A 23557-nucleotide genomic window follows, 5' to 3' on the forward strand; every position below is an offset into this window, starting at 1 on the left:
TAACTCCAGCCTAGAAAAACAAACGTTCCTTTTCGAATGTACAACAACTCTTATAATTGGAACTCTATGAAAATTTTGCTATACTATTTTGTGATAGATTCCCGTTCAGATGAACTGCAATTCTACTATATTTGATGAGTTGGAGGAACGCATAACATGTTACATACACGAATAGGAAAGACAGCTGCTGCCACTATTCTTACCCTATCCTTGCTTGGCACCACTCCAAGCCTTCATGATGCCTATGCCGCACCCGCCATTTCAGTCATGCTGGATGACGTTCCGTTGAAATTCGATGCAGAACCTCGGATCGACAAAGGCGTTACCTATGTTCCGTTCCGAACAGTTGGCGAAGCCCTAGGAATCAGCATTACATGGAACAGCAAGACGCAAACCGTAAAAGCAAATGGAAATGTGAAAGGTCAGGCGACGGAGGTCCTGCTTCAAGTGGGAAGCACCACAGCAACCGTCAATGGAGAAAAAGTCAAGCTTGCAGCTCCACCGGTTCAGCGGGAAGGCCGTGTGCTCATTCCACTCAGTTCGTTCAGTAGTCAGTTCGGTGTTGATGTGAGCTGGAACCAGTCAACTCGTACCGTTGCCCTGGTTTCACCTCAACGAGAGATGCATTTGAGAGCTTTCTATGCGCTGCAATCCTATAAGGAAATCGATTTGGTGTCATCCATGAACTCCATCGCTTTTGGCTGGAGTCGCATCGATCGTGAAGGTCAATTTACGCTTCAGGGTAAGGAGTATCAGCTCCCTGCTGCTGACGGCGACGTTACACCTCAATCCATCGTTGCTAATACAGCAAATCAGAGCATTAGACCGTATCTCATGGTGTATGCTTTGGATGGAAATGGAGAACTGACCAAGGTGCTGAGTGATAGCAGCATGCGTCAGAAGTCCATTGAGGGTATAACGGCTGCTATAGCTGATAATGGTTTTGGCGGCGTTGTTCTTGATTTTGAAGGACTGGGTTTCAAGCTGGACGCTGTAGAGCAACAGAAGCTGCTTAACAATTACGTCAAGCAATTGAAGGAATCCTTGCCTAAAGACATCGCTCTATCCTTGGCCGTCCCCCCACTAAATAGTGCGTATAAAGGTTATGATTACAAAACGCTCGCTTCGTTGGCAGACGACATCATCATTATGGCATACCAATATAATCCTGTCGGTACAAAATCGCAGGTCCCTGAGCCGAACACTCTTGTGGATAAGGCCATTCAGCTTGCGTTAGATGCTGGCGTCTCCAAGCAAAAGCTTTTGCTCGGGATAAGCTTAAATAGTGAAACCTCATCTTCCATAGATGATAAACTGGGTCTTGCCAAGCGTTATGATCTCAAGGGAGCTGCCTTCTGGCGCCTTGGATTATTCCGTACCTACAGCAATCAGATGGAAGACGCTGTAAATGCCTCCGTTATAAAAGAGTAAAGATTTAAAGATTCTGGACTCAATAGACTTTCTACACACCAAAAAAACGAACCGGAATCTCTGATGATTAACAAGAGATTTCGGTTCGTTTGTTATACAAGGATATTATTTATGCGTTCAATGAGGAATGCTCGTTTCTGTGGGTTGCACTTAGCACCAGATCTTTTTGATAGGCAAGCACCTGATCCCAGTCCCCGTGAAAAATCGGTATCCGATAGTACCCAACTCTTTCATAAAGGGCCGCCGCCTCAGGCTGTTTCGGGCCAGTCTGCAGCTTCAGATTGGTGTACCCGAATTCGAGCGTAAGACGCTCCGCTTCGGCCAGAATAGCCTGAGCCACACCCTTGCGACGGAAATCCGAACGTGTGTACATGCGCTTGACCTCCACGGAAGTATCATCAAGGGGCCTGATGGCTCCGCAGCCTACCGGATATCCATCCAAACGCGCGACAATAAAGGCCGCTCGCGGTGTCTCCACGTCAGATGGCTGAAATCCCGCCGTCCCATCGCCGCCATATAACAATCCCAGTTCTTCGCTTAGCTCCTTGATTAAAAGTTCCGAATCCTTGCTTCGTATATCTTCAGCGGCAGCAATCACGATTGACGACATTGCGTAAAACCCCTTTCCCTCATTGGATTTATAGGCTTTTGTGATTTATATAAATTATCACGAACCGGTCCTGAGCGTCAATTCCCCTATCGATTGAATATTTCAATAAGCATATTAACGAATAGGTTCAAGCAAAAAAGCCGCCAGATTGGCGGCTTCCCCGATACTTATATGGTTACAATTAGACGAATGAATTTCATTTCATTCCACGCCTCAGCTTACCCTTCAACCACATCGGCTCGCAAATCCGTTGCAACCTCAATCATTTGCGGAACGACAGCTTCATTGACAATGGCAACATACAGATCCCCCATATACAGACGAAATGGAATCTGCAGGTTCTCATACGCCCACATGAAGAAATCCCCATCGATGGACATGACGCTCTCTGGTCCCTGGACGGTAAGAACAGGTGAGTACGTAAAGTCCGGTTTGGATGCAAAATACTGTTTGCATTCTTCCAAGGAGATGGATTGCTCTGCGTTATTTTCTTGCATGGATCGAGTGATTCGAAAACGTTGATTCATGAAATATGCCTCCAATTAGAATTTGTGCAGAACCTGTCCCAAAATTTCGATGCCCTTCACAATTTGCTCATCAGAAGGTGTTGAGAAATTAAGTCTGATCGCATTACAAGGTTCGTTCTCATCAACGAGGAAAGCAGTACCCGGAACGACCGCCACGCCTTCTGCAGCAGCTGTTTTGGCATAATCCAGCATCGGGATATGAGCCGGCAGATCACACCAGAGGAACAGCCCTCCATCCGGATGAGTAAATGTGATGGACTCACCCACATGCTCCTGCAGTTTGTCAATCATCAAGGCAGACTTCCTGCGATAAATCGCACGGATGCTGCTGATATGCTCTGCATAGTTATACTCAGTCATGAACTTGTATGCCAGAATTTGCGGCAGCATGGCTGTATGTACATCCTCTCCCTGTTTGGCAACAACCATCTTCTGAACAACCTCGGAAGGAGCCAGAACATAACCAACACGTAGACCAGCAGACAGAATCTTGGAGAAAGAGCCTACGTAAATAACCAGACCTTCATCATCCATCGATTTGATTGTCGCTACATCTTCTCCTTGAAACCGAAGTTCTCCGTACGGGTTATCTTCCAGGATCATGACACCATATTTCTTAGCAAGATCATAGATCGCTTTGCGCTTCTCCAGGCTTGTAGTAATACCTGTGGGGTTTTGAAAACTCGGAATCACATAGATCAGCTTTACATTCTGCTCGGTTTGCAGAGCATGCTCCAGCTTTCCGATATCCATACCGTCTGTCTCCATCGGAACACCAACAAGTTTTGCGCCTGAAGCCCGGAAAGAGTTCAATGAACCGATAAAGCTTGGGCTTTCACAGATAATCGTATCCCCTTCATTACAGAATACTTTACAAGCGAGTTCAATTCCCTGCTGTGCTCCAGATACGATGAACAGTTCATCCGACGCTTTGCCTGTGTCAAAGCCTGAATTCAGGTGTGTAGTCAATGTATCCCGCAGGGGGGCATAACCTTCGGTAATTCCATATTGCAGTGCTGTAACCGGGTCCTGTTCCAAAATCGATTGGGTGAATGTCCGAATCGCCTCAATAGGGAAAGTTTCCGGAGCGGGATTACCCGCAGAGAAAGGAATTACATTTTGACCCGAAGAAGCCTTCAGGATCTCACGAATAATGGATGGCTGCAATGCAGCAATCCGGTTGGAAAATGAATAGTTCATCTTAGAATAATCCTCCCGAATTCAAATCTGAATGTTGTCTCAATAACTACAATTAGATTCTATTATACGAGTATTTGGCAGATTTCTAAACGGTCTCTTCAAAATTGACAGAGAACAACAAAAAGAGGCCGACGTATGCAGCCCCTTTTTTCTATGGAATTCACAATCTTTCCATGTGTTATCGTTGGACCAGATTAATCTCCGATAACCGTGTTGCCTTCACCAAATAAGTTGCCAGACCTGGGACCATCCGGGCTAAACCGGGATAGAATTTGTTCGCTTTGGCAAAGGCCAGCTTCTGGATTCTCCGTGCCCTCCGGAGCAGGCGTGTGAATTCGCGATTGGCTTCCTTCGAATATTCGTGCTGCCACTGCTCGAAGCTGATCTTCCCTTGAAGATACTTGTCAGTCCATTCAGCACACAGCAGCGCGGAGCGAAGGGCAATGGACATTCCATCACCACACAGGGGAGGTATCATCAGCATGGCATCACCAATATGAGGATATTGGGACCATGGTTCAGGAACATTAGATAGATGGAGTGGTGCAATCGAGACCTGCGTCCCTTGGACCGCACTTCCTTCGGCAAGCCTCACTGCCAATCTTTCGTTGGTCAAGGATGCCGCCTGCAAAATATCCTTCACAGACTTGCCGCTCCCCCGCACCGTATCGAGTGTCAGCAATGCAGCTACATTGGCAATCCCATCTTCAATTGGTGAAATGCCGACGTACCCTCCTTTGCAAAAATACAACTCGACCCGTGGCGGAATGGTGATTCCCCGAAAGTGCGATTTGACGCCAACATATGCTGTTTTATCCCGCAGCTCGACTGGCGAGGTCATCCCGCGCGGCTTCTTCGAACCATGGGCTCCGATAACGGTTCTTGCTCTATATTGAATCTGGTCATTTCCTTGTTTGACTTCAACTTCATAGCTATCATCATCAAACCGCTGAATGTTGGTTATCGTTGCTCTCGTAACAATTTCAACGCCTGCGGCTGCGGCCTGTTCGTGTAAAAGTCGATCCAGCTCATATCGGCTGATGCCATAGGCCAATCCCGGCAAAGGGGCTTCGATTTCCCCGCCTTGAGGCATAATGATCTTGGCATGATCCATGGTGCTCTGTTTTAACTCTTGTTCGCCAAGATGGATACCCAGATAATTCAGCATCTCCGTTGTTTCAGGCGACATAAATTCACCGCAGGTTTTGTGACGTGGAAATTCCTGCCGATCCAGCAGCAGTGTCCGATGCCCTTGCCTGGCAAGCTGCAGCGCAAAGGTACTGCCGGCAATTCCCGCTCCGATGACTATGGCATCCATTGGTTTAGACACCTAAGAACACCCGCCTTTCATTGTCCATTATGATAACAGCCTATTGATGTAACGAGCTATGCTAACGTCCCATGATGGGGAATCACAACGGAATAGCGGAATAAGGGCTTCCATTCATAGGTCATCGTGTCATGATTCAACTGCTGTTTCAAATCCCGCCAATCCCTGCCCGTGAAGCCTTTTGCAACAGACAGAGGTCCATCATGACGAATATACCGATTGCGTGAGATCATTCGAGTGGTAATCCAGACGGCCGCATAGGATACGGGATGCCGATGGATATCGTTAATGACAACGCCATATTTGGAGGCGCGCAGCATATGCGAGATTATATCAACCAGTTGCTTTCCCTCGAAATGATGGACAAATTGCGAGCCAGTCACGATATCTGCTGAGGAATCCGGCAATTCCCTGACATCGACACGCCGAACCTTGATTCGGGGTTCATTCCGGAAGAGATTTCTCGCTTCCTCACATGCCTCCTCAGTCAGATCGACCAGAGTAATCTCAAGCTTAATTCCCTTTTGGTCTGCCCACTGCAATAACTTCTGGTTTACATCACCTGAACCTGCTCCCACATCAAGAAGGGTTAGCGTAGTTGGACTGCCAATCGCTCTCCATAACTTCTCCACCCCTGCACGGGTTGGACCGGGAGCAGCAAATATTTTGTTCAGCCGTCTCAAATGTTTGAGCGCTTCGCTCAATTCTTCTCCACCCATGGAAAAATCGTCCATCAACTCGTCTTCTCTTGCCCGTACAGTCAATGTTCTAAAGAAAGACATGATCCCGCTCCTTTACAGCTATACATTGGGAGTGATTTTCTCTAATTAACAATTATCCCCTCTAACCAATCCTTATACTCTTAAGAACGGCGATATGTTATTTTACTAAGGTATTCCAGATCTCAGACTCCTTAATTCCATGACCCTGTAGAACAAATCCATTGGATGCTGCATCACCGGATGCAAACATGAAAAAAGTCGCCAATATAGGCGACCTCATGGGTTAGCGTTATTTCTTGATCAATTTCCCCTGATCCTCATTATCATTGGAGTTTTCTTTAAAATAGATCTCGTTTAGAATGTTCACACGGACGTTAATCTTCTGCTCCAGCATCGGAAACCATTTGGTCTTCCATTCCTTTAACCTTTCCTCCGAAAGTTGGGGACGGAATATCATTCCTATGCCCAGCACATCCGATTTGAAGGATTGAATCTTTCTCACGGTTTTATTGAACTGCTGGCTCAGCTGCTCCTGCATTTCTTTTTCAATTATGCCATTGCCTTTTCCTTCAGGACTTTCCGTAATTTCTACATCGAGAACAACATTGGTCTGAATTGACGGGCCTTTCTCCGACCACCGGGTCTGATGTTTGATATGCGCATCCTGAATAAGAACACTTGTGTTCTGTGCCACTTCAATGGTTCCCCCTGTATATTTCCCTTTGAACAAATTAAACAAAAGCGTCTCTTCCTTACTCAGCGTTCCTACCATACGGTCCTCCCGCATGACGGCTGTGCCCCTAAAGGTAAACAAGGTTCGCTCGCCGTTTTTGAGCATTGGGATGGCCATATCTTCCGTATATGAGTTTTGGTTTTGATAGGCTTCCCATATTCGGACGATCGATTGATTGGGTGTCCATCCGGCATCCTGGCTAAAAAAGTCGTAGGAAGAAATTTCAGGTGTTGGTGAGATCTGATGATACATCGTCTTCTCAAAATCACCATCAATTACCCCTACCAAGCCCTTAATCGATATATCGTTCGCTCTCACCGCAAAATTGATGATGTTCTCAATCCCCTGCTCTGCGACCTGTTTGTCAATTAACAGCAACCTCAGATGTACCAATTCAATGCTTTTTTCAGAATCGGTTCGCATCAAATCGATGGCTTTACTAATGGATTTCGACTCTTTTTCAAGAATTTGGGTTTTACCTGATGCATCCGGTATTTGGAGAATGATCTTGTATTTTTCGGTAGCGCCTTTACCCACACCCATGACAACAGGCAGATATTGTTTGTTAATATCCTTTGTATCCCAACATCCCGGAAGCAACAAGAGCATAGCTAGGGTTACAATTAATGTCTTTGCAATACGCATGTTCATGTACCCACCTTCTTTCGCCGCCATTGCGCCGCCAGGAATACAATGATCGGAAAACCGATCACGCTGTAAACGCAAAAGTAAGAATTCAGATACAGATATGTATTCAATGCGTTCATATCCGGTATCCACAGACTAATCAGGTACAAGGAGACGCATGCCAGGGAGATAATCCATAATCTGTTGATCTTCGGCATAAACAGCTGTTTCACTAGAGAGACCAGAATCCAGAGTAAAACCGAAACCTTCAACACGCCCAGCGCACTTGAGGCCACCACGTAAAAGCTGGGGAGCCAATCAAATACAACCCACTCCAAATCAATGGTATCTGATGCCATAAGCATCGGATACTGCAAGTGCACTACTGTTTCCTGCCCGAATACAAGCAGTGGAACATATACAGACCCCAAGGCAAACACAAATATAATGCCGACCGCAGCAGCAGCTTTACCAAAGCTAATGCGTTTCTTGGAGGGAATCATGCCCAGGAATAAAAACCCGGCTGAAATAACCGTGCATACATAGAAATCCGAATTGGAGAAAAACGACATTTCGCTATCCCAAATCGGAAATATGTAGCTGATTCTGAAATTCTGGATGCTAATCATCATGGAGAAAAAAATGAATGGCATCAAAAGGATACACAAACCGATGCTCGCTCGGATGATTATATGAAGTCCTTTCCAAACAGCATAGAAACAAAGCAAGATGAACAGAGCCCCTGTCGCTGCTGGCGGTGTTCTTTGTAGAAGTACAGTTTTAATCTCACCTGACTGGAAATACATAAGCAAAAATAATTCGATATATAGAAAGATGAGCAAAGGCAGAACGATTAGCCTCGTTCCCCATTTGCCCAGTGACTCATTACAGATGTCGACCACTGTTTTTCCTGGGAACTGGGACAACGCTTTTAAGTAGAGCCACAGAACCAGTAGCTCAGCCAGAAAAAGGATTGTTATGGGAATCCAGTGCCCTTTTGAAGTCGCAGAGATGATGCGTTCGGGGAAGATAGCAAAGATCGACGCGAGATGAAGCAGAACAAACAGAGTCAAAATCTGAGCTTTATTCATCTGAAGCTTTTCCTTTCACACTTAAACTTAAGTAAGGAACAGAGCAAGTGCTCAACGAGGCAAAGTACAATACAATCCAAATCATTGCTGCCTCAAGACCCCATATCCCAAAAAAGGAACTGATGAGCATGACAACGTATTTATACATTCGTATACCCGTCGTATTCATATAACCCGCCAGCACAAAATTGGCAATTGCTGAGGCAACCAATATAATAATTAATAGATTACTGACGAGTTTAGCCTGGACGATCGCTTGTCCCAACAGAATACCGCCAATCATAGTTATCGTAGGTCCAATGTTTTTGGGAAGTCGAATCGTAGCTTCAATAATCATCTCCAGCAGCAGCATGACCAGCAGCATTTCAATTAATGAAGGATACGGAACCCCTTCTCTGCTCTTGGCTACTGTTATGGCGAGTTGTATTCGCAACAGCTCCGGGTTCACCGAATTCAGCACGATATACATACCTGGAAGCGTGATGGCCAAAAGTGCACCAACCGCCCGTACGGTTCGTAAAAACACTTGAAACAGATACGGATAGTTAACGTCCAGCGTTGTTGACCATAGATCCGTTATAATTGCTGGAAAAGCAAAGGCAAACGAAAATTGGTCAATCAATATAATCACTTTTCCGTTCATCAAATGCTGTACCATCTCTCCCGGCAACTCCGAGGAAATATACGTAGGTGTTACTGAGAATTTCGGATGCCCCAATATACGGATCAGATCCCTTACCGTAGTCAGTTCCTTGTCCTTATTTTGTTCCAGTCTATCCCGAATAGACGCAATGACCTTGCCTTGGGCAGCTCCCTCCAGGTATACCATGGCCATTTTCTTGGTAGACCGAGTTCCGGTTTCGCGTCGTTCAATAACCAAATCATCGGAGATCATCTTTTTCCGCAGCAAACCGATGTTTTTATTAATATCTTCTGTAAAAGCATCGTACGCAGATTGAAGGGGATTCTCACTCTCCGGTGCACTGACAGATCGCGAAATGTCAGTATGCTCCGGTTCCATGACAACTGCCATCCCTTCTGTGCTAAACAGAACAAGCTTTCCATGCAAAATATGGCCGGATATCTCATCCATTGACATGGAGGCCTCTTCTTCAAACGGACTGAACATATTTTGAAATGATCCGTTCTCTTCGCTACTCGCCGCCTGGTTAATTGCTGACAATGTGGTTGGAAAATCGACAAGGCTCTCCATGTAATACGCTCTGAATTCCTGATCGGCGATAACCACGTTCTTGCTTAAGAAATCCGAGCTCTTTTTGAAATGTTCAGAGATCTGCTTTTCTATATCGTGAAGATCTTGTTCATGTAATCGCTGCAAATTTTACCACCTCTTTGGAAGTAGTATGTCGTTCAGAAAAAAGTTTATTCAGAAAGGCACCTTGATTTATGCAGTAATCAGAAAGGCTTTTGTACTGGAAGCCAAAATTTAATATAATGTTATAATGCACCAACGGGTGGGAGGATAAGCCATGAACAAAGAAGAACAGGTCTTAGTGGGTTTCAGAGACTTATATAACAAGATCGTTCGGCTTAATAAGGATAAGATGGAAGACAGTCTTAAGGGTTATAAGCCTTCTGAAGTACATTGCATCGAATACATTGAAAAAAATGTAGATTCCAATGTGACCAAACTTGCGGAGTCCTTTTATATGACTCGCGGTGCCATAAGTAAATTAACGAAAAAGCTCATACAAAAAGGCCTTATCGAAAGCTACCAGAAGTCGGATAACAAGAAAGAAATCTACTTTAGGCTGACGGAGCAAGGAAAAGCCATTTATCAAATTCATGAGGATCTGCATAACGAGTTTCAAGAGCGAGATAAAGCCGTATTTGAGCAGGTAACCGAGGAACAATTCGACAGCATGCTTCACTTTGTGGACAAGTATAATCGGCATTTGGATGCAGAGATCAAGAAACTGGGTGCAGATATCAAGTCGGAATAAATCCGAATCATGAAAGTAAACTAAATGCAGCCGTGCTCTATAAAGAGCAGGCTGCCTTTTTTATCGATATTATTTTGTTGACAAGGAAACAAAGTGGTTGTACGCTATTAATGTTTCCAAGGAAATAAAATCGCTACTCTGGAGAGGAGAAATTAATGTTTAAATTTCGATCACGATCACACCATAAACAGAACATCGAACAGAAAACAGAACCAACCATAGATAAACATGCTTTATTATTCGGTCTTATCTCTGTGTTTCTTTGCGGAATAGGCTTCAGTATCATAGCACCTGTCGTCCCGTTCTTAGTGCAGCCTTATATAAGCAGTCCGGGAGAACAAGCTATTGTTGTTACGCTGTTGACCTCTGTGTATGCCTTCTGCGTGTTTTTTGCATCCCCCGTACTTGGCGCTCTGAGCGACAAATATGGCCGTCGCCCATTGCTCCTGATATGCCTTTTGGGTTCTGCAATCGGGTACTTGATTTTTGGCATAGGAGGTGCTCTATGGGTACTATTTGCGGGGCGCATCATTGAGGGAATAACAGGCGGGAGCATAGGCACGATCTTCGCATATTTTGCAGACATCATTCCTCCAGAACAGAGAACCAAATACTTTGGATGGGTGAGCGCAGTTGTAGGTGTAGGTACCGTCATTGGTCCGACTGTAGGCGGATTACTGGCCAAGATTGATTATGCTGCACCCATGTATTTTGGAGCAGTTATCACTTTAGTGAATGTTATATATGGATTCTTTTTTATGCCTGAGAGCCTTGACAAGAAAAATAGACTGAAAGAAATTACTTTTGCAAGACTTAATCCATTCATACAGCTTGCAAACCTGCTTTCCATGAAAAATTTAAACAGGTTGCTTATCTCAGCATTCTTACTGTGGATACCCAACGGATCATTACAGGCCGTTTTTTCACAATTAACAATAGATACTTTCAGCTGGAAGCCAGCACTCATTGGACTTATGTTCTCGATTATGGGTGTTCAGGACATCATCTCACAAAGTCTTATCATGCCAAAGCTTTTGAAAAAACTTGGTGATAAACAGATAGCCATTCTTGGAATGATCGCGGAGATTATAGGCTACGGTCTTATTGCGCTGTCTACTTTGTTCTCCTTCTATCCTCTTTTTATCGCTGGCATGTTTATATTTGGTTTTGGCGATTCGATCTTCGGGCCTTCATTCAACGGGATGCTCTCGAAATCTGTTGATTCCAGTGAACAAGGAAGGGTTCAGGGAGGTAGCCAATCCATACAGGCTTTAGCGAGAATGATTGGTCCTATCATTGGAGGTCAAATCTATGTATCCCTTGGTCATGCCGCACCTGCTGTCATGGGTGTAATCCTTATAGCAGCAGCAATACCCGTGTTGTATAAAAGAACGCTGGTGAATATTTAAAATGCTTATTTTCATTAGACAAGTAACTTATTGATCTGGTGATCGAGAAACCATCTCGAATAAATAACAGGGTTTCAGAACTTAAGTACACATTCTGAAACCATGTTATCTACATTACGGGACGTCAACTCATCAGTTAATCTACCTTTCCAAACTCCAGTACATAGATGGATGAAGGACGTAATAAGTAACCACGCTGCCAATCCTCGGTCAAAACACTACGCTCTGTGCACTTGATATGATCTGGTTGGAACACGGAGTTGATATGATTGTGCGATTCGCTGGTAATCTCATATAAGGTCGCCTCTTCGCTTCCATCGAAAGCTTGCAAATCCAGCTCAACCCGTACCTCCTCCAAGCTTCGGTTCACAATAAACAGGGTGACCAGGCTGCGATCAACATTCGTCCCGGCTACAATGTCCAGATCGGGAAGAGCGTCCAGATCTATAGGCGTTTTTTTGTTTGAAGCTACAGAGAATGTTCCACATTCGGTCTTCACGGGTAGAAGATGATGAATATCCCGATTCGCGTAAAGCTTTAACACTTCATAGGTCGGAGTTCCATAAATCGTGAGCTGGCGTCCACTCCATCCAGCCTGCTTGCCCCGATATTGATCAGCATAGAAATCCCCGACGCGAATGCATCCCCCTAGCCAACCATTAACCAGATCGGAGAAACTTCCGATGTGCACGCTATCACTGCAACGAATCATTTCATTCAGATTAGCCGCATTCGCCACGGCAGCGCCAAGGGTGTGTTCGTCTGGCAGTCCTTTTCGCACAGTGTTAGGATAATACATCGTGTTATACTCGGTGATCGCCAGCTTCACATGTTGATGTTTGACATCGGAATGGATGACCTCCGTTGTCTGGCGGATATAGTGCCGGGTCCACTCGGGATAACTCGCCATTGCTTTGTACCGCTCCTCAGCCGGCGTATCCTGATTCATGCCAAAGGGACCGTAGCCATGATACAGATGTAACGTTAGATAATCGATATGCTCTCCTGCCAGAGCAAGCACGGTTTTATTCCAATCCTGCTCATAATGTCCACAGGCCAGTAACACAATGGAATCATCCACTTCCTTCATCGCCTTTGCAAACTGAACGGTCCGCTCCGCAAATTGTTCCGCAGAGCATGCACCCACTTGCCATTGCCCCCAAACCTCGTTGCCAATCTCCCAGTACTTGACGTGATAAGGCTCCGGCGATCCATTCTTCGCCCGAAGAGCCCCCATCGGCGTACCCACACTACCATTACAATATTCGATCCATTGGGCGGCTTCTTCAGGTGTACCCGAGCCATCGTTCACGCAAATCAGAGGTTCTACCTGCAGCTCGTGGCAAAAGCGGATAAATTCATCCGTTCCGAAATATTTGCTCGTCCATCCTCCCCATGCCTCATTGTACATGACGGGTCTCTCCAGAACCGGGCCGATGCCATGCTCCCAGTGATAAGCACTAATGTAGTTACCTGCGAGTCTCATCATGCCTGCGTTTAGTGCTCTCGTCATCTCTACCACTTCACGTTTCACTAGGGCAATATGATCGACAGGCAATAGAGACACATGATCCAGCCAGAGCATTCCAGTAGAGACGTGATCAATCCATCTTGGATGCTCGGCCGGAATATACACCCGAATTTCTGCATCGGGGCAAGCGCGCACGATCGTCATCCGTCCTTCATAATCCCGCCAGTTATGGCTGTCCAATTCGACTTTTAACTGACCAAGCACTTCTTCCGTTCGTCTATCAACCGCTTCGACCATCAAATATTGTAGTTCGATGGAAGCCCGCGCAACAATATGGACGGTGTAATCCATCGGCCCTTTCAATGCGGACCTCTGTACAATCCCCGCGTACGCTTCATCATCACTTAAGATTCGAATACGCTGAGCGCGACCCGAATGTCTGAGAGCCGGGGGTTCCATCGCATATTGAGTATTTCTCCCGTTGGTGTAAGCCTGCCAGCTCCCCGATACAGAAGTTCTTGATTCAGCTTCGCTTTCAAAGTCCATATCCTTCAATGGAAATGCAAGCATCGCCTCCATATGGTCCCGAATGTCTTCCACAAAATGTCCAAACAAATAAGGGTTGACCGTGTGCTCGCTTAAGCTATTACAATGGATACTAATCCTTGCGTTTGATTTTAACATAGCTCCTCCATCATTGTGATTGATATGGATTTAACCTTTAATCGATCCAATCATGACCCCTTTAACAAAATGCCGCTGCACAAAAGGATACATCAACAGTACAGGCAAACTGGAAACGATAATCACCGCATACTTGATGCTCTCCGCGAGCAGGATTTTGTCCTCCAGTCCAATGTTACCGTCTACGGCATCGGATTGGCTGATCAGCAGAATTTCGCGTAGTACCAGTTGAAGCGGATGCAGATTTTCGTTGCGAATATAGATGAGCGCGTTAAAAAATGAATTCCAGTGTCCTACAGCGTAGAACAGCACCATCACGGCAAGAATCGGCTTGGACAGGGGCAGAATAATGCTTAGAAGCAGCCGCCAATTGGAGCACCCGTCCATGTGGGCAGCTTCCTGCAGTTCCCAGGGGATACTCGACTGGAAATACGTTCTCATCACGATCAGATTGTATGTGGCGATCGCGCCGGGTACAATCAGAGCCCACATCGTATCCACCATGCCCAAATTTTTGATCAATAGATACGTTGGAATTAATCCACCACTGAAAAACATTGTTAGCGTGATAAAAACCATGATTATATTACGCCCGGGAAGATCAGGTCTCGAAAGGGGATATGCGGCCAACACGGTCATGATAATGTTAATCACGGTGCCCACAACCGTATAAATTATCGTATTGCGATACCCCATCCAAATCTTCTCGTTATGCAAAATGTTCGTGTAGGCGTCCAAAGTCAGTCCTTTGGGCAGCAACCACACTTCTCCATTTAATACTTTCGTGGGATCACTGAACGAAGCGCTGACGATAAAAATCAACGGATACAGCACAGCGATGATAATAATTGAAGCTATGATGTATATGATTACATCGAAAATTCGTTCATTGGAACTGGCTTGTAGTGTCGCCTGCTTGGACATGGGCCTTGCCCTCCTTTACCATAAACTCGTCTCAGACGTCTTGCGCGCAATCCGATTGACTAGTAAAAGCAACACCAGATTAATGATTGAATTAAAGAGTCCGATAGCAGCTGTATAGCTGTATTCTCCCTTTAAGATCCCTGTCGTATAGACAAACGTTGAAATGACATCACTCGATTCCAGATTAAGATTGTTTTGCATCAGCAAAATTTTCTCAAACCCCACGTTCATGAAGTGACCAATATCCAAAATGAGCAAAATGATAACAACTGGAGCAATACCGGGCAGCGATATATGCCAAATACGCCGCAGCCTTGACGCTCCATCCATCTTGGCTGCTTCATACAGATGCGGGTTCACACCGCTCAAGGCTGCAATATAGATAATGGATTGCCATCCCATGTTCTGCCATATATTCGAGCTGATAAAAATGGTCTTGAACCAACCCGCTTCCTCTAGAAAACGGATCGGTGTACCTCCGAATGCCTCAATCAGCAGATTGACCGGACCCGTATGGGGCGAGAGAAACACATTCAATATGCCAACGATAACAACCACTGAAATAAAGTGGGGAATGTACGTAATATTCTGCAGCCACTTGCTGAAGGTTTTATTGCGAATTTCATTGATAATCAGTGCCAGCAGGATCGGAATCGGAAAGGCAATCAATAAGGAGAACAGGTTAATGGACAGTGTATTCCATAGTAGTCTCCAGAAATAATATGAATTGAAAAATCGTTCGAAGTGACCGAAGCCTTCCCAGCTGCTGCCCAGAATTCCTCTGGCCGGATTGAAATTTTTGAACGCAATTTGCAGTCCATACAACGGAGCATAGTGAAATACCACATACCAAGTGACTGGAAGAAGCAGCATAAGGTATAGATCCAATCTTTTGCCCATTTGCCTTAAGAGGCCTGAACTCTTTTTTGAATGACTTCGTGGCATCGTAATCGTTGTATCCGTTTTGGCGCTTTTCATGGGCATCTGCTCCTCATCCATGATGTTTCAGCATTACTTCTGCATCTTGTCATAAGCATCCTGATATATCTTCTCCAGCTCCTCGATTCTCATCTTTTTGAGCGTAGACTGGAATTGCTCCCATTTGTCAAAGCCAAGCGCACCTACGATAAATTTTGTACTTTGTTCTTCGTAATATTTGTCGATATCATTTCGCAAAATATTGACTTCCTGGGCGGTTTGCTCATCAAACATTGGAGCCGCATAGCGGACTTTTGGCATGAACGGATCAAGCTTTTGCTGTGCCTCCTGCACTTGCGGTGGATTAATAAAAGAGGCAACCTGTTCGCTGATGAGATGTGGTGCGCCTCCTCCTGCGTAAGGCGTGATTTTGGCCTGATTGCTGATATCCTTCAAGAAGTCCTCTGTATAGTAGGGAATACCATCCTTTATCTCGTAATGCTCGCCTTCTCTTCCAAATCTCAACAGCGTAGAACCCTCATCACTGTAGAAATAATCAATCCAACGCATCGTGACTTCAGGATATGGATTGACGGATGTGATCGCAAAGGCTCCAAAATCTCTGGCAATGGGCAAAGCCTGGCTCTGCAATCGATCACCTTGCGGACCTTCCAGTGGGGCGATACCCGTATATTGGTCTTTGATCGACAAAAAGTTATTGTTTGTCTGGTCAAAGAAAAAGCCTGTATTTCCCGATCCCTGCTTGGCCAGATACTGTGCTTCCGTGTGTGTGAATATTTCCTGATCCAGAAGCTTCTCCTTATACAGCTTGTTTAAATACATCAGCATTTCTTTATTTTGGTCACTGCCCATCCAGATGCTTACTTTGTCATTTTCAATATTAATGTTATATCCAAGCTGTGAATCCAAACCGAAGGATCCGCTCATCGCGCTCACAACAGATAAACCTACACGGGCTGTCATCGGTAGTTCATCCGGTTTACCGTTCCCATTCGGGTCGCCATCACGGAAAGCAAGCAGAACGTTGTACAGTTCTTCGGTCGTCTCCGGCACTTCCAGATTCAGCTTGTCAAGCCACATCTGATTGATCCATTTCTTATCCGTCCGGGCCGCACTCAGCGTAACAATCCCCGGAATCGTATAAATGTGACCTTCCGGTGTAGTGATGCCTGCGCGAATCTCGGGGTATTCCTCCATTAATTTCTTCAAATTCGGAGCGTACTCATCGATAAGTCCTTCCAACGAAATTAACTGGCCTGCCGAACCGTAGCGAATGGCTTCTAGCGGGGAAAGACCTGAACGGAACAAGGCATCAGGTAGCTCATTTGATGCAAACAGCAGATTTTTTTTCTCTTGAAAACCATCTGTCTGCGCTTCAATGAATTCCACTTTCACATTGCTCAATTTCTCGTAATCCTGGAAAACCGGCATCTCCTTGAAAGGGCCATTTACGGGTGCAATTCGGGTAAACATCTTGAGGTTTACCGGTTGGTCCACAATTGGAAACCCGGTCGTATGAACGTCGTTTTTCGATACCTCTGATGCAGATTCGTTAGCGGTTCCACCGGAACTGCATCCAGCCAGCATCAAACTGGAAGCGATCATTGTCATAATCACATTTCTTCCCCAGCGTTTACGCATAAGTTGTGCCCCCCAATTCTTATCACCAAATGTAAATTGTAAGCGTTTGCTATTGGTGTGTGCTCATTATAATTCACTAGGCATGGAAGGCAATTACAATAATATGACCCTTTACTCCACATATTTTACAAGTTTTGAGTTTTGCTCTGATCGGCATCGTTCCCCGTAAGTATGTCAGGATGCTTTATATCGTTCTTTCTTTTTCCCGGATTGCTCATATACGCTTGCGGTGTCAAACCCGTTATTTCTTTGAACACTTTGAAAAAATAGTTGTGCGTCGTAAAACCCACTTGCATGCTTATTTCTTTAATTGAATATTGACCGCTGTCCAGCAGCTTGCACCCTTCATCAATCCGAACACGATTCAGATATTCCGAAAAAGTCCGCTGCGTCTCCTCCTTGAATATTCTGCTTAAGTAGGAGGCATTCAGCCCAATGACATTTGCAGCAAGCTCTAATGTGACATAACCTGGATACTTCTCCAGGATGATATGAATGGCCTGCGTGACATGCCGAGAATAGGCCCCCACCACACGATGCTGATTCAGCAAATGAAACAGGCTGGAGAAGAAGGATTGCAGGCCATGCTCCAGCTCTCTTATGTTTTTCATTCGACCAAGCTCGCTTCTTGAAGGCAGCTTAGCTACCGCTGGATCTGTGGAAGGCAAGCAGCTCTTCCATGCTTTATCACCCATTTGCATGAGCTCGCTGACTATCATCTGAACCGTATGTGAGTGGATAGGCAGGTGGTCTATCGAAGCAAAAATAGAGGAAATCAATTGGTGAACGCCTTGCTTGTCAAACCTTTCTATGGATAACAGCAGCTGCTTGTGCTCCTCAATGGTCAGTGAAACACGCTGGCGTTGATGGAATTCATCTGAACGCTTGTCCGATGAATGTTTGTCCGAACATGGGCTTTCTTCGGGAATGATAGGACTACTGAACGTTTTCGAGGAAGATCCGTCAAGTGTGCTTTCGGCTGAGCAGTAGCTGGATGCCAACTGGGACAGACTGGTGCATACATGTCCCACAGCGGTTACACATTGCAGATTCAGGAACAGTTCCAATGCATGCTGAATCTTCCGCAGTTGTCCATCTACCTCACGCTGTATGATGTGCTCGCTTCTTTCCTTGAAAGAAAACACGATAACAAATCGCCCTTCCTCTACGTACACCGCTGTCCGTTCATGGATATCACCCAGGCTCTGCTGCATCATATCGACGACCTGATGAATCAGACCATTGGTCTGCACGTCACTGTATGACTCTGTCAGCAGCAGGAACGGAACAATCTGTAAAGCTGCTGCTGCATATCTGGACGCATGCGGATACAGATTGTATTTCCGGGGAAAATCCTCAAACCCATACGTTGCTTTCGTCTGTCTTTTGAGCAAATACAGCAAATAATCCCGCATAACTTCGGAATTCCCTTTCTCTGCTTCTGCCTTCTCAGCGACGTGTTTCTCACGCAACCGATCTGCCTGCTGCAATTCCGATACGGCTTTATTCAAAATGTGGAGCAGCGTTGAATCGTCCAACCGATGCTTGAGCAAATAATCGATGGAGCCATTGTTCAGGCAGTCCCGCACGTAGTCATAATCATCATAACTGCTAAGCATAATGGTCTTTATCCACGGAAAACGTTCCTTAATGGTCCGATTGAGCTCTACACCATTCATTTCAGGCATATCTACATCAATAATCACAATATGCGGTGGCGACTGCTCAATCATCGTTAAAGCAATTAACCCATTATGCGCCTGACCGCATAATTCGAATCCATAGTTTGCCCAGTCCAATAACGTCCATAGATTATGGCGTACCAACGGTTCATCATCGACGAGTAGTACCTGAAACATGGCTTATGTCACCTCTCGTTTGGTATTTTCCATACGTTTCTCGAGTTTGGGCAGCCGAATCTCGGCTTTGGTGTAAAACCCCGGTTCACTGCACAAATGGACGCCATAGGAGTCGCCATACATGCGAACAATTCGTTCGTGTACATTACGTACACCCATTCCACTAAAACGTGATGTTTCGCCTGTTGTGCCCGTACCTTCCAGTAAATTCTTCTGTTGCTCCTCCGTGATCCCCTTGCCGTTGTCCACCACATCAATATGGAGATGGCTTGCATCCTCATACACCCGTATCAACACGAATCCATCCTGTTCGAGTGGTCCAATACCATGAATAATTGCGTTTTCAACTAGAGGCTGCAGCATCAACTTCAAGACCCGGCAATCCAGCAATGCGTCATCCTCAATCTCGGTAATCAGTCGAATCGGCTTCATATATCTGTACTTCATGATGGAGACATAGTGCTCAACATATGCTAATTCCTCCCGTAGTGTAAGAAATTCGCTTGAATTTCCGAGGACACTCCGCATGAGCTCAATCAACGATCCCGACACCTCTTCAATGTTCGGCACTCCGTTCAATCTGGCCAAATACTTGATTGTATTGAGCGAGTTGTACAAAAAATGTGGATGGATTTGTGCTTGAAGCGCGGTCAGTTCAGCTTCCCGCTTTTCTTTCTCGCTGAGGCGGATTCCTTCGAGCAGTCTTTTCAATTCTTCCATCATACTGATAAAGACAAGATACAGTTGCCCTGTCTCGTCTTCGCTTTTAATCTCTTTTTTGGGTAGCGTAAAATTGCCATCCTTCACAAACATCATCAGCGATTTTAGTTTTCGAATATTCAGGGTAATTCGGGAAGAGACTTGTAGTGAAACGATCAGCACAACGACAAATACGATAATGGACACCTCTGCCAGCAGTTTGCGCAGCCTTACAGATTCGGTCAGAAGAGAATCTATTGGAGTTAAAGCTATAGTGCTCCACCCAGTATAGTCGGATTGACGACAAAGAACGATGTATTCTTTTCCATCCATATATTTCCTGACCGCGTCACCATTCCTTCCGAATTGCTGATTAATGTCCTTAATTTCCTCGTATGAAGGAGCAAGAGATGCGGTAGCTCGGGTTTCATAGACGAAGCGATTTTCCTTGTCCAGTACATAGATCATGCTATCTGTAGTCGGCCTCACGTCATATGTTTTCTGGATAAATTCATAATTCACGTCAACCATAACAACCCCAATGGGTGCACGGTCGTAACGAATCTCCCGACCAATGGTGACAGCATCTGACACCCCTGTCTGTTTGAAATATGCGTGCCTTGATCCATTCTGCAGCATATAGTCCATCACTGGCGTTCCCAAGATCGTTCTGTCCAGCCAAGGCCCACCCGAGAAATACACCTTCCCGTTCAGGCCCACAACGGCGATCCGTGAAATGTAAGCCTTATAATCAATCAGGGACGATAGAAATTCATCCATCCGCTTCTGCTCCTGGAACCACTCATAACTGATCTCCTCATTCGGACTAAGCAAAGTGTCAATGACCGTGTTTTTGTTAGTCACCACGACGGTATTCAGACGATCAATCTCTTCCAGCATCATGTTCAATGATTCATCCGCCTGCCTTAGGCTGTCCGAAACTGACGTGATGGCATTTTGCATGATCGTCTCACGCATGCTCATATAAACAATGACCGTAATTGAAACGATGGATACAAGCGTAACGACAATAAAAGCGATAAAAATTTTCCCCTGAATGCTGCGTTTCGGTGAAATCCATCTCTGCATTGTAGAGAGCTTCATTGTGGGAGTCTCCTTTTTCAAAATCCAATCAAAAAAAGTAAGCGTTCTCCAAACTGGACAGCAGTATGTTCAGGATCAGCTTGAGGTTCTCCGCATCATGATTGGAGGAACTTTATAATAGATTTTGAATGCTCTTGTAAATGAATATAAATTCGGGTAACCCAGCGACAAAGCAATCTCCGTAATGGTTGCATCGGTATCTTTTAGAAGCTGTTTGGCCTTATCCATTCTTATTCGCTGCATGAATTTTAACGGAGGCAGACCGACCTGACTGGTGAACATGTTGGAGAAGTACGAACGATGCACCCCCGCAAAGTCGGCGACCTGCTGCACGGAAATGCCCTCTGTTGCATGCAATTCCATGTAATCCATGCATTCATGAATCCAACTCGCCAGTTCCGTAGGCTGTGTATAGTTGGTGTCGGGAACAATACTAGCCAACAATCCGTATACCAACCCGTGCAACTCCAGTGATACTGCAGGCTTCCACCGTTCCACACATGCCAATGCATGAATCAGACGATCAGACGTTTCTTGGACCCGAGAAGTAAACATCTGTTTGCCGAACGGGCTTTCCGGAGTTAAGCCAGCCAGCTCCAATAATGGTTTGACTTTAGCCCCATCCAATGCCAGCCAGTTCATTTGCAGCGAAGATTCCGAGGGAAGCATGTGATAGTAATAGGTTCTGCCGGGAAACAGACAAAACAGATCATTTTTCTGCAGGTCCACTCGCTTGCCATCAAACTCAAACCTGACCATGCCTTCATGCACAAAATGAAGACTGTAACACTCAATACGCTTGGGACCAACCCGGTAATTGGATTTGGCTACACTTCGTCCTGCCCGGACTGGCCAAATGTGCTCCTCTTTATCCAAATAACCCGGCTTATAGTAGATGAATTCTGCATACTCGTACTCATATTCCTGCATTTTGGCGAGTCCCCTCCTTCTCTTTTTTGTTTGATAATAACAAAATGACAACAAAAATATAACACCGGGCTATTTTTATAACTCGTTTTTTTCAATATCATCATCCTAGGAGGCGATTTCATTTGTCGAGAACACCTAACATTTTGCTAATCACCAGCGACCAGCAGCACTGGAACACGATTGGAGCTTTTCAGTCTGAAATTTCCACACCCAATCTGGATCGGCTCGCCCGGCAAGGAACAACGTTCGAGCGGGCATATTGCCCGAACCCTACCTGCACTCCTAGCCGTGCTTCCATCATTACGGGCATGTATCCCAGTCAGCACGGGGCCTGGACGTTGGGCACAAAATTGCTTGAAGACCGTCATACCGTCGGGGAAAGTTTCAGTGAAGCAGGCTACCGCACCGCACTGGTGGGTAAAGCACATTTTCAGCCTTTAAAATCCACAGAAGTCTACCCGTCGGTAGAAGCGTATCCCATCCTGCAGGATTTGGAGTACTGGAGACATTTCCATGGACCATTTTACGGTTTTGACCACGTTGAGCTGACCCGTAATCATACGAATGAAGCGCATATCGGTCAGCATTACGCGCTGTGGCTGGAAGAACAGGGATGTACCAACTGGAGGGATTACTTCCTTCCCCCAACAGGAACGATGGATCCTTCCGTAACGTATACGTGGCCCATTCCTGAGAAATATCACTACAACACCTGGATCGCCGAGCGAACCAATTCCCTGTTGCAGCAATATACCGATGCCGATGATCCCTTCTTTCTGTGGGCCAGCTTCTTCGACCCGCATCCGGAATATCTCGTACCGGAACCGTGGGATTCGATGTATGACCCGGATGATCTTACGATCCCCTCCATAACACCCGGGGAGCATGATCGTAATCCGCCCCATTTTCAATTGACCCAAGAAGAAAATCCGAATTTTGAAGATTGGGTTGAAACCGGCTTCGGCATTCACGGCTACCGTTCGCATCATTATTATGAATATGGCGACAAGTCCCGCTTAACAGAGTATGACAAGAAAAAATTGGTCGGCGTGTATTACGGGATGATCAGCATGATGGATAAATATATTGGCCAAATTCTCGATAAGCTGGATGAGTTGGGCATTGCAGATGAGACTATCGTCGTTTTCACAACCGATCACGGTCATTTCTTCGGGCAGCATGGTCTTCAGGCCAAGGGCGGATTCCATTACGAGGATCTCATCAAAATCCCATTTATCGTAAGATATCCAGGTGAGGTGCCTGCTGCGAGAAAATCAAATGCCATACAATCGCTGGTGGATCTGGCTCCCACCTTTCTGTCCCTGTGCAACATTGCAATTCCCCACGCCATGACGGGATTGGATCAAAAGAACGTGTGGCTTGGCATCGGGGAAGCCGTTCGGAATCACGCTCTCTGTGAATTTCGACACGAGCCCACGACGATTCATCAAAAAACATATATTGAAGAGCGTTACAAGATCACCGTTTATTACAATCAAACCTATGGTGAACTTTTCGATCTTGAAAAGGACCCCGATGAACGATTCAACCTATGGAATGAACCAGAATACACCCATCTCAAGACAGAGCTGCTGCTCAAATATATCTGGGCTGAGCTTGGCAAAGAGTCCATGCCGATGCCTCGAATTCATCATGCCTGAT

General features: G+C 45.6%; 19 protein-coding genes. 4 read left to right on the forward strand and 15 right to left on the reverse strand.

Annotation, left to right across the window (positions count from 1 at the left end):
• Positions 1-156: 156 nt before the first annotated feature.
• Positions 157-1431, forward strand: a complete 1275-nt coding sequence (locus P364_RS0119545; protein WP_024631769.1) for a stalk domain-containing protein — start codon at positions 157-159, stop codon at positions 1429-1431.
• Between the two features lie 109 nt (positions 1432-1540).
• Here P364_RS0119545 and P364_RS35485 read toward each other — a convergent pair whose 3' ends face one another.
• The 8 genes from P364_RS35485 to P364_RS0119590 form a co-directional block, all read right to left on the reverse strand.
• Entirely contained in the window at positions 1541-2041 is a 501-nt protein-coding gene (locus P364_RS35485; protein WP_024631770.1) for a GNAT family N-acetyltransferase, read from the reverse strand.
• 218 nt (positions 2042-2259) lie between these two features.
• Complete coding sequence (locus P364_RS0119555; protein WP_024631771.1) at positions 2260-2568, reverse strand: hypothetical protein; 309 nt, start codon at positions 2566-2568, stop codon at positions 2260-2262.
• A 15-nt stretch (positions 2569-2583) separates the two neighbouring features.
• Positions 2584-3768: an aminotransferase-like domain-containing protein gene (locus tag P364_RS0119560; RefSeq protein ID WP_024631772.1), complete on the reverse strand. Its 1185-nt coding sequence runs from the start codon at positions 3766-3768 to the stop codon at positions 2584-2586.
• Between the two features lie 178 nt (positions 3769-3946).
• On the reverse strand, positions 3947-5098 hold the full coding sequence (locus P364_RS0119565; RefSeq protein WP_024631773.1) for an NAD(P)/FAD-dependent oxidoreductase: 1152 nt from the start codon (positions 5096-5098) through the stop codon (positions 3947-3949).
• Positions 5099-5154: 56 nt separating this feature from the next.
• Positions 5155-5880, reverse strand: a complete 726-nt coding sequence (locus P364_RS0119570) for a methyltransferase domain-containing protein (RefSeq protein WP_024631774.1) — start codon at positions 5878-5880, stop codon at positions 5155-5157.
• Positions 5881-6109: 229 nt separating this feature from the next.
• On the reverse strand, positions 6110-7198 hold the full coding sequence (locus P364_RS0119580) for a Ger(x)C family spore germination protein (RefSeq protein ID WP_161634218.1): 1089 nt from the start codon (positions 7196-7198) through the stop codon (positions 6110-6112).
• A 2-nt stretch (positions 7199-7200) separates the two neighbouring features.
• Positions 7201-8271, reverse strand: a complete 1071-nt coding sequence (locus P364_RS0119585) for a GerAB/ArcD/ProY family transporter (RefSeq protein WP_024631776.1) — start codon at positions 8269-8271, stop codon at positions 7201-7203.
• Positions 8264-9610 carry a spore germination protein gene (locus P364_RS0119590; protein WP_024631777.1) on the reverse strand — a complete coding sequence of 449 codons (1347 nt, stop codon included), beginning with the start codon at positions 9608-9610 and terminating at the stop codon, positions 8264-8266. Before P364_RS0119590 ends, P364_RS0119585 begins: the two co-directional genes overlap by 8 nt.
• Positions 9611-9761: 151 nt before the next feature.
• Here P364_RS0119590 and P364_RS0119600 point away from each other — a divergent pair, with 151 nt between their 5' ends.
• Complete coding sequence (locus tag P364_RS0119600) at positions 9762-10235, forward strand: MarR family winged helix-turn-helix transcriptional regulator (protein WP_024631778.1); 474 nt, start codon at positions 9762-9764, stop codon at positions 10233-10235.
• Positions 10236-10390: 155 nt separating this feature from the next.
• Entirely contained in the window at positions 10391-11644 is a 1254-nt protein-coding gene (locus P364_RS0119605) for an MFS transporter (RefSeq protein WP_024631779.1), read from the forward strand.
• 136 nt (positions 11645-11780) lie between these two features.
• Here the strand turns inward: P364_RS0119605 and P364_RS0119610 are convergent, their stop codons facing one another.
• From P364_RS0119610 to P364_RS0119640, 7 genes are all read right to left on the reverse strand, one after another.
• Positions 11781-13799, reverse strand: coding sequence for an alpha-L-arabinofuranosidase C-terminal domain-containing protein (locus P364_RS0119610; RefSeq protein ID WP_024631780.1), 2019 nt, complete (start codon positions 13797-13799; stop codon positions 11781-11783).
• A gap of 30 nt (positions 13800-13829) precedes the next feature.
• Positions 13830-14723 carry a carbohydrate ABC transporter permease gene (locus P364_RS0119615; protein ID WP_024631781.1) on the reverse strand — a complete coding sequence of 298 codons (894 nt, stop codon included), beginning with the start codon at positions 14721-14723 and terminating at the stop codon, positions 13830-13832.
• A gap of 15 nt (positions 14724-14738) precedes the next feature.
• Complete coding sequence (locus tag P364_RS0119620; protein ID WP_024631782.1) at positions 14739-15701, reverse strand: ABC transporter permease; 963 nt, start codon at positions 15699-15701, stop codon at positions 14739-14741.
• 33 nt (positions 15702-15734) lie between these two features.
• Positions 15735-17303 (reverse strand): extracellular solute-binding protein, encoded by a 1569-nt coding sequence (locus P364_RS0119625; protein ID WP_024631783.1) that lies wholly within the window; start codon positions 17301-17303, stop codon positions 15735-15737.
• Positions 17304-17428: 125 nt separating this feature from the next.
• Positions 17429-19162 carry a response regulator gene (locus tag P364_RS0119630; protein ID WP_024631784.1) on the reverse strand — a complete coding sequence of 578 codons (1734 nt, stop codon included), beginning with the start codon at positions 19160-19162 and terminating at the stop codon, positions 17429-17431.
• 3 nt (positions 19163-19165) lie between these two features.
• Positions 19166-20965 (reverse strand): sensor histidine kinase, encoded by a 1800-nt coding sequence (locus P364_RS0119635; RefSeq protein WP_024631785.1) that lies wholly within the window; start codon positions 20963-20965, stop codon positions 19166-19168.
• A gap of 75 nt (positions 20966-21040) precedes the next feature.
• Complete coding sequence (locus P364_RS0119640) at positions 21041-21895, reverse strand: AraC family transcriptional regulator (protein WP_024631786.1); 855 nt, start codon at positions 21893-21895, stop codon at positions 21041-21043.
• A 122-nt stretch (positions 21896-22017) separates the two neighbouring features.
• On the opposite strand from P364_RS0119640, the gene P364_RS0119645 reads away from it, so the two are divergent.
• Complete coding sequence (locus P364_RS0119645) at positions 22018-23556, forward strand: sulfatase family protein (protein ID WP_024631787.1); 1539 nt, start codon at positions 22018-22020, stop codon at positions 23554-23556.
• The last annotated feature ends 1 nt before the right edge of the window (position 23557 follow it).

It is taken from the genome of Paenibacillus sp. MAEPY2 (assembly GCF_000499205.1).
GTDB classification, from domain to species: Bacteria; Bacillota; Bacilli; order Paenibacillales; family Paenibacillaceae; genus Paenibacillus; species Paenibacillus vandeheii.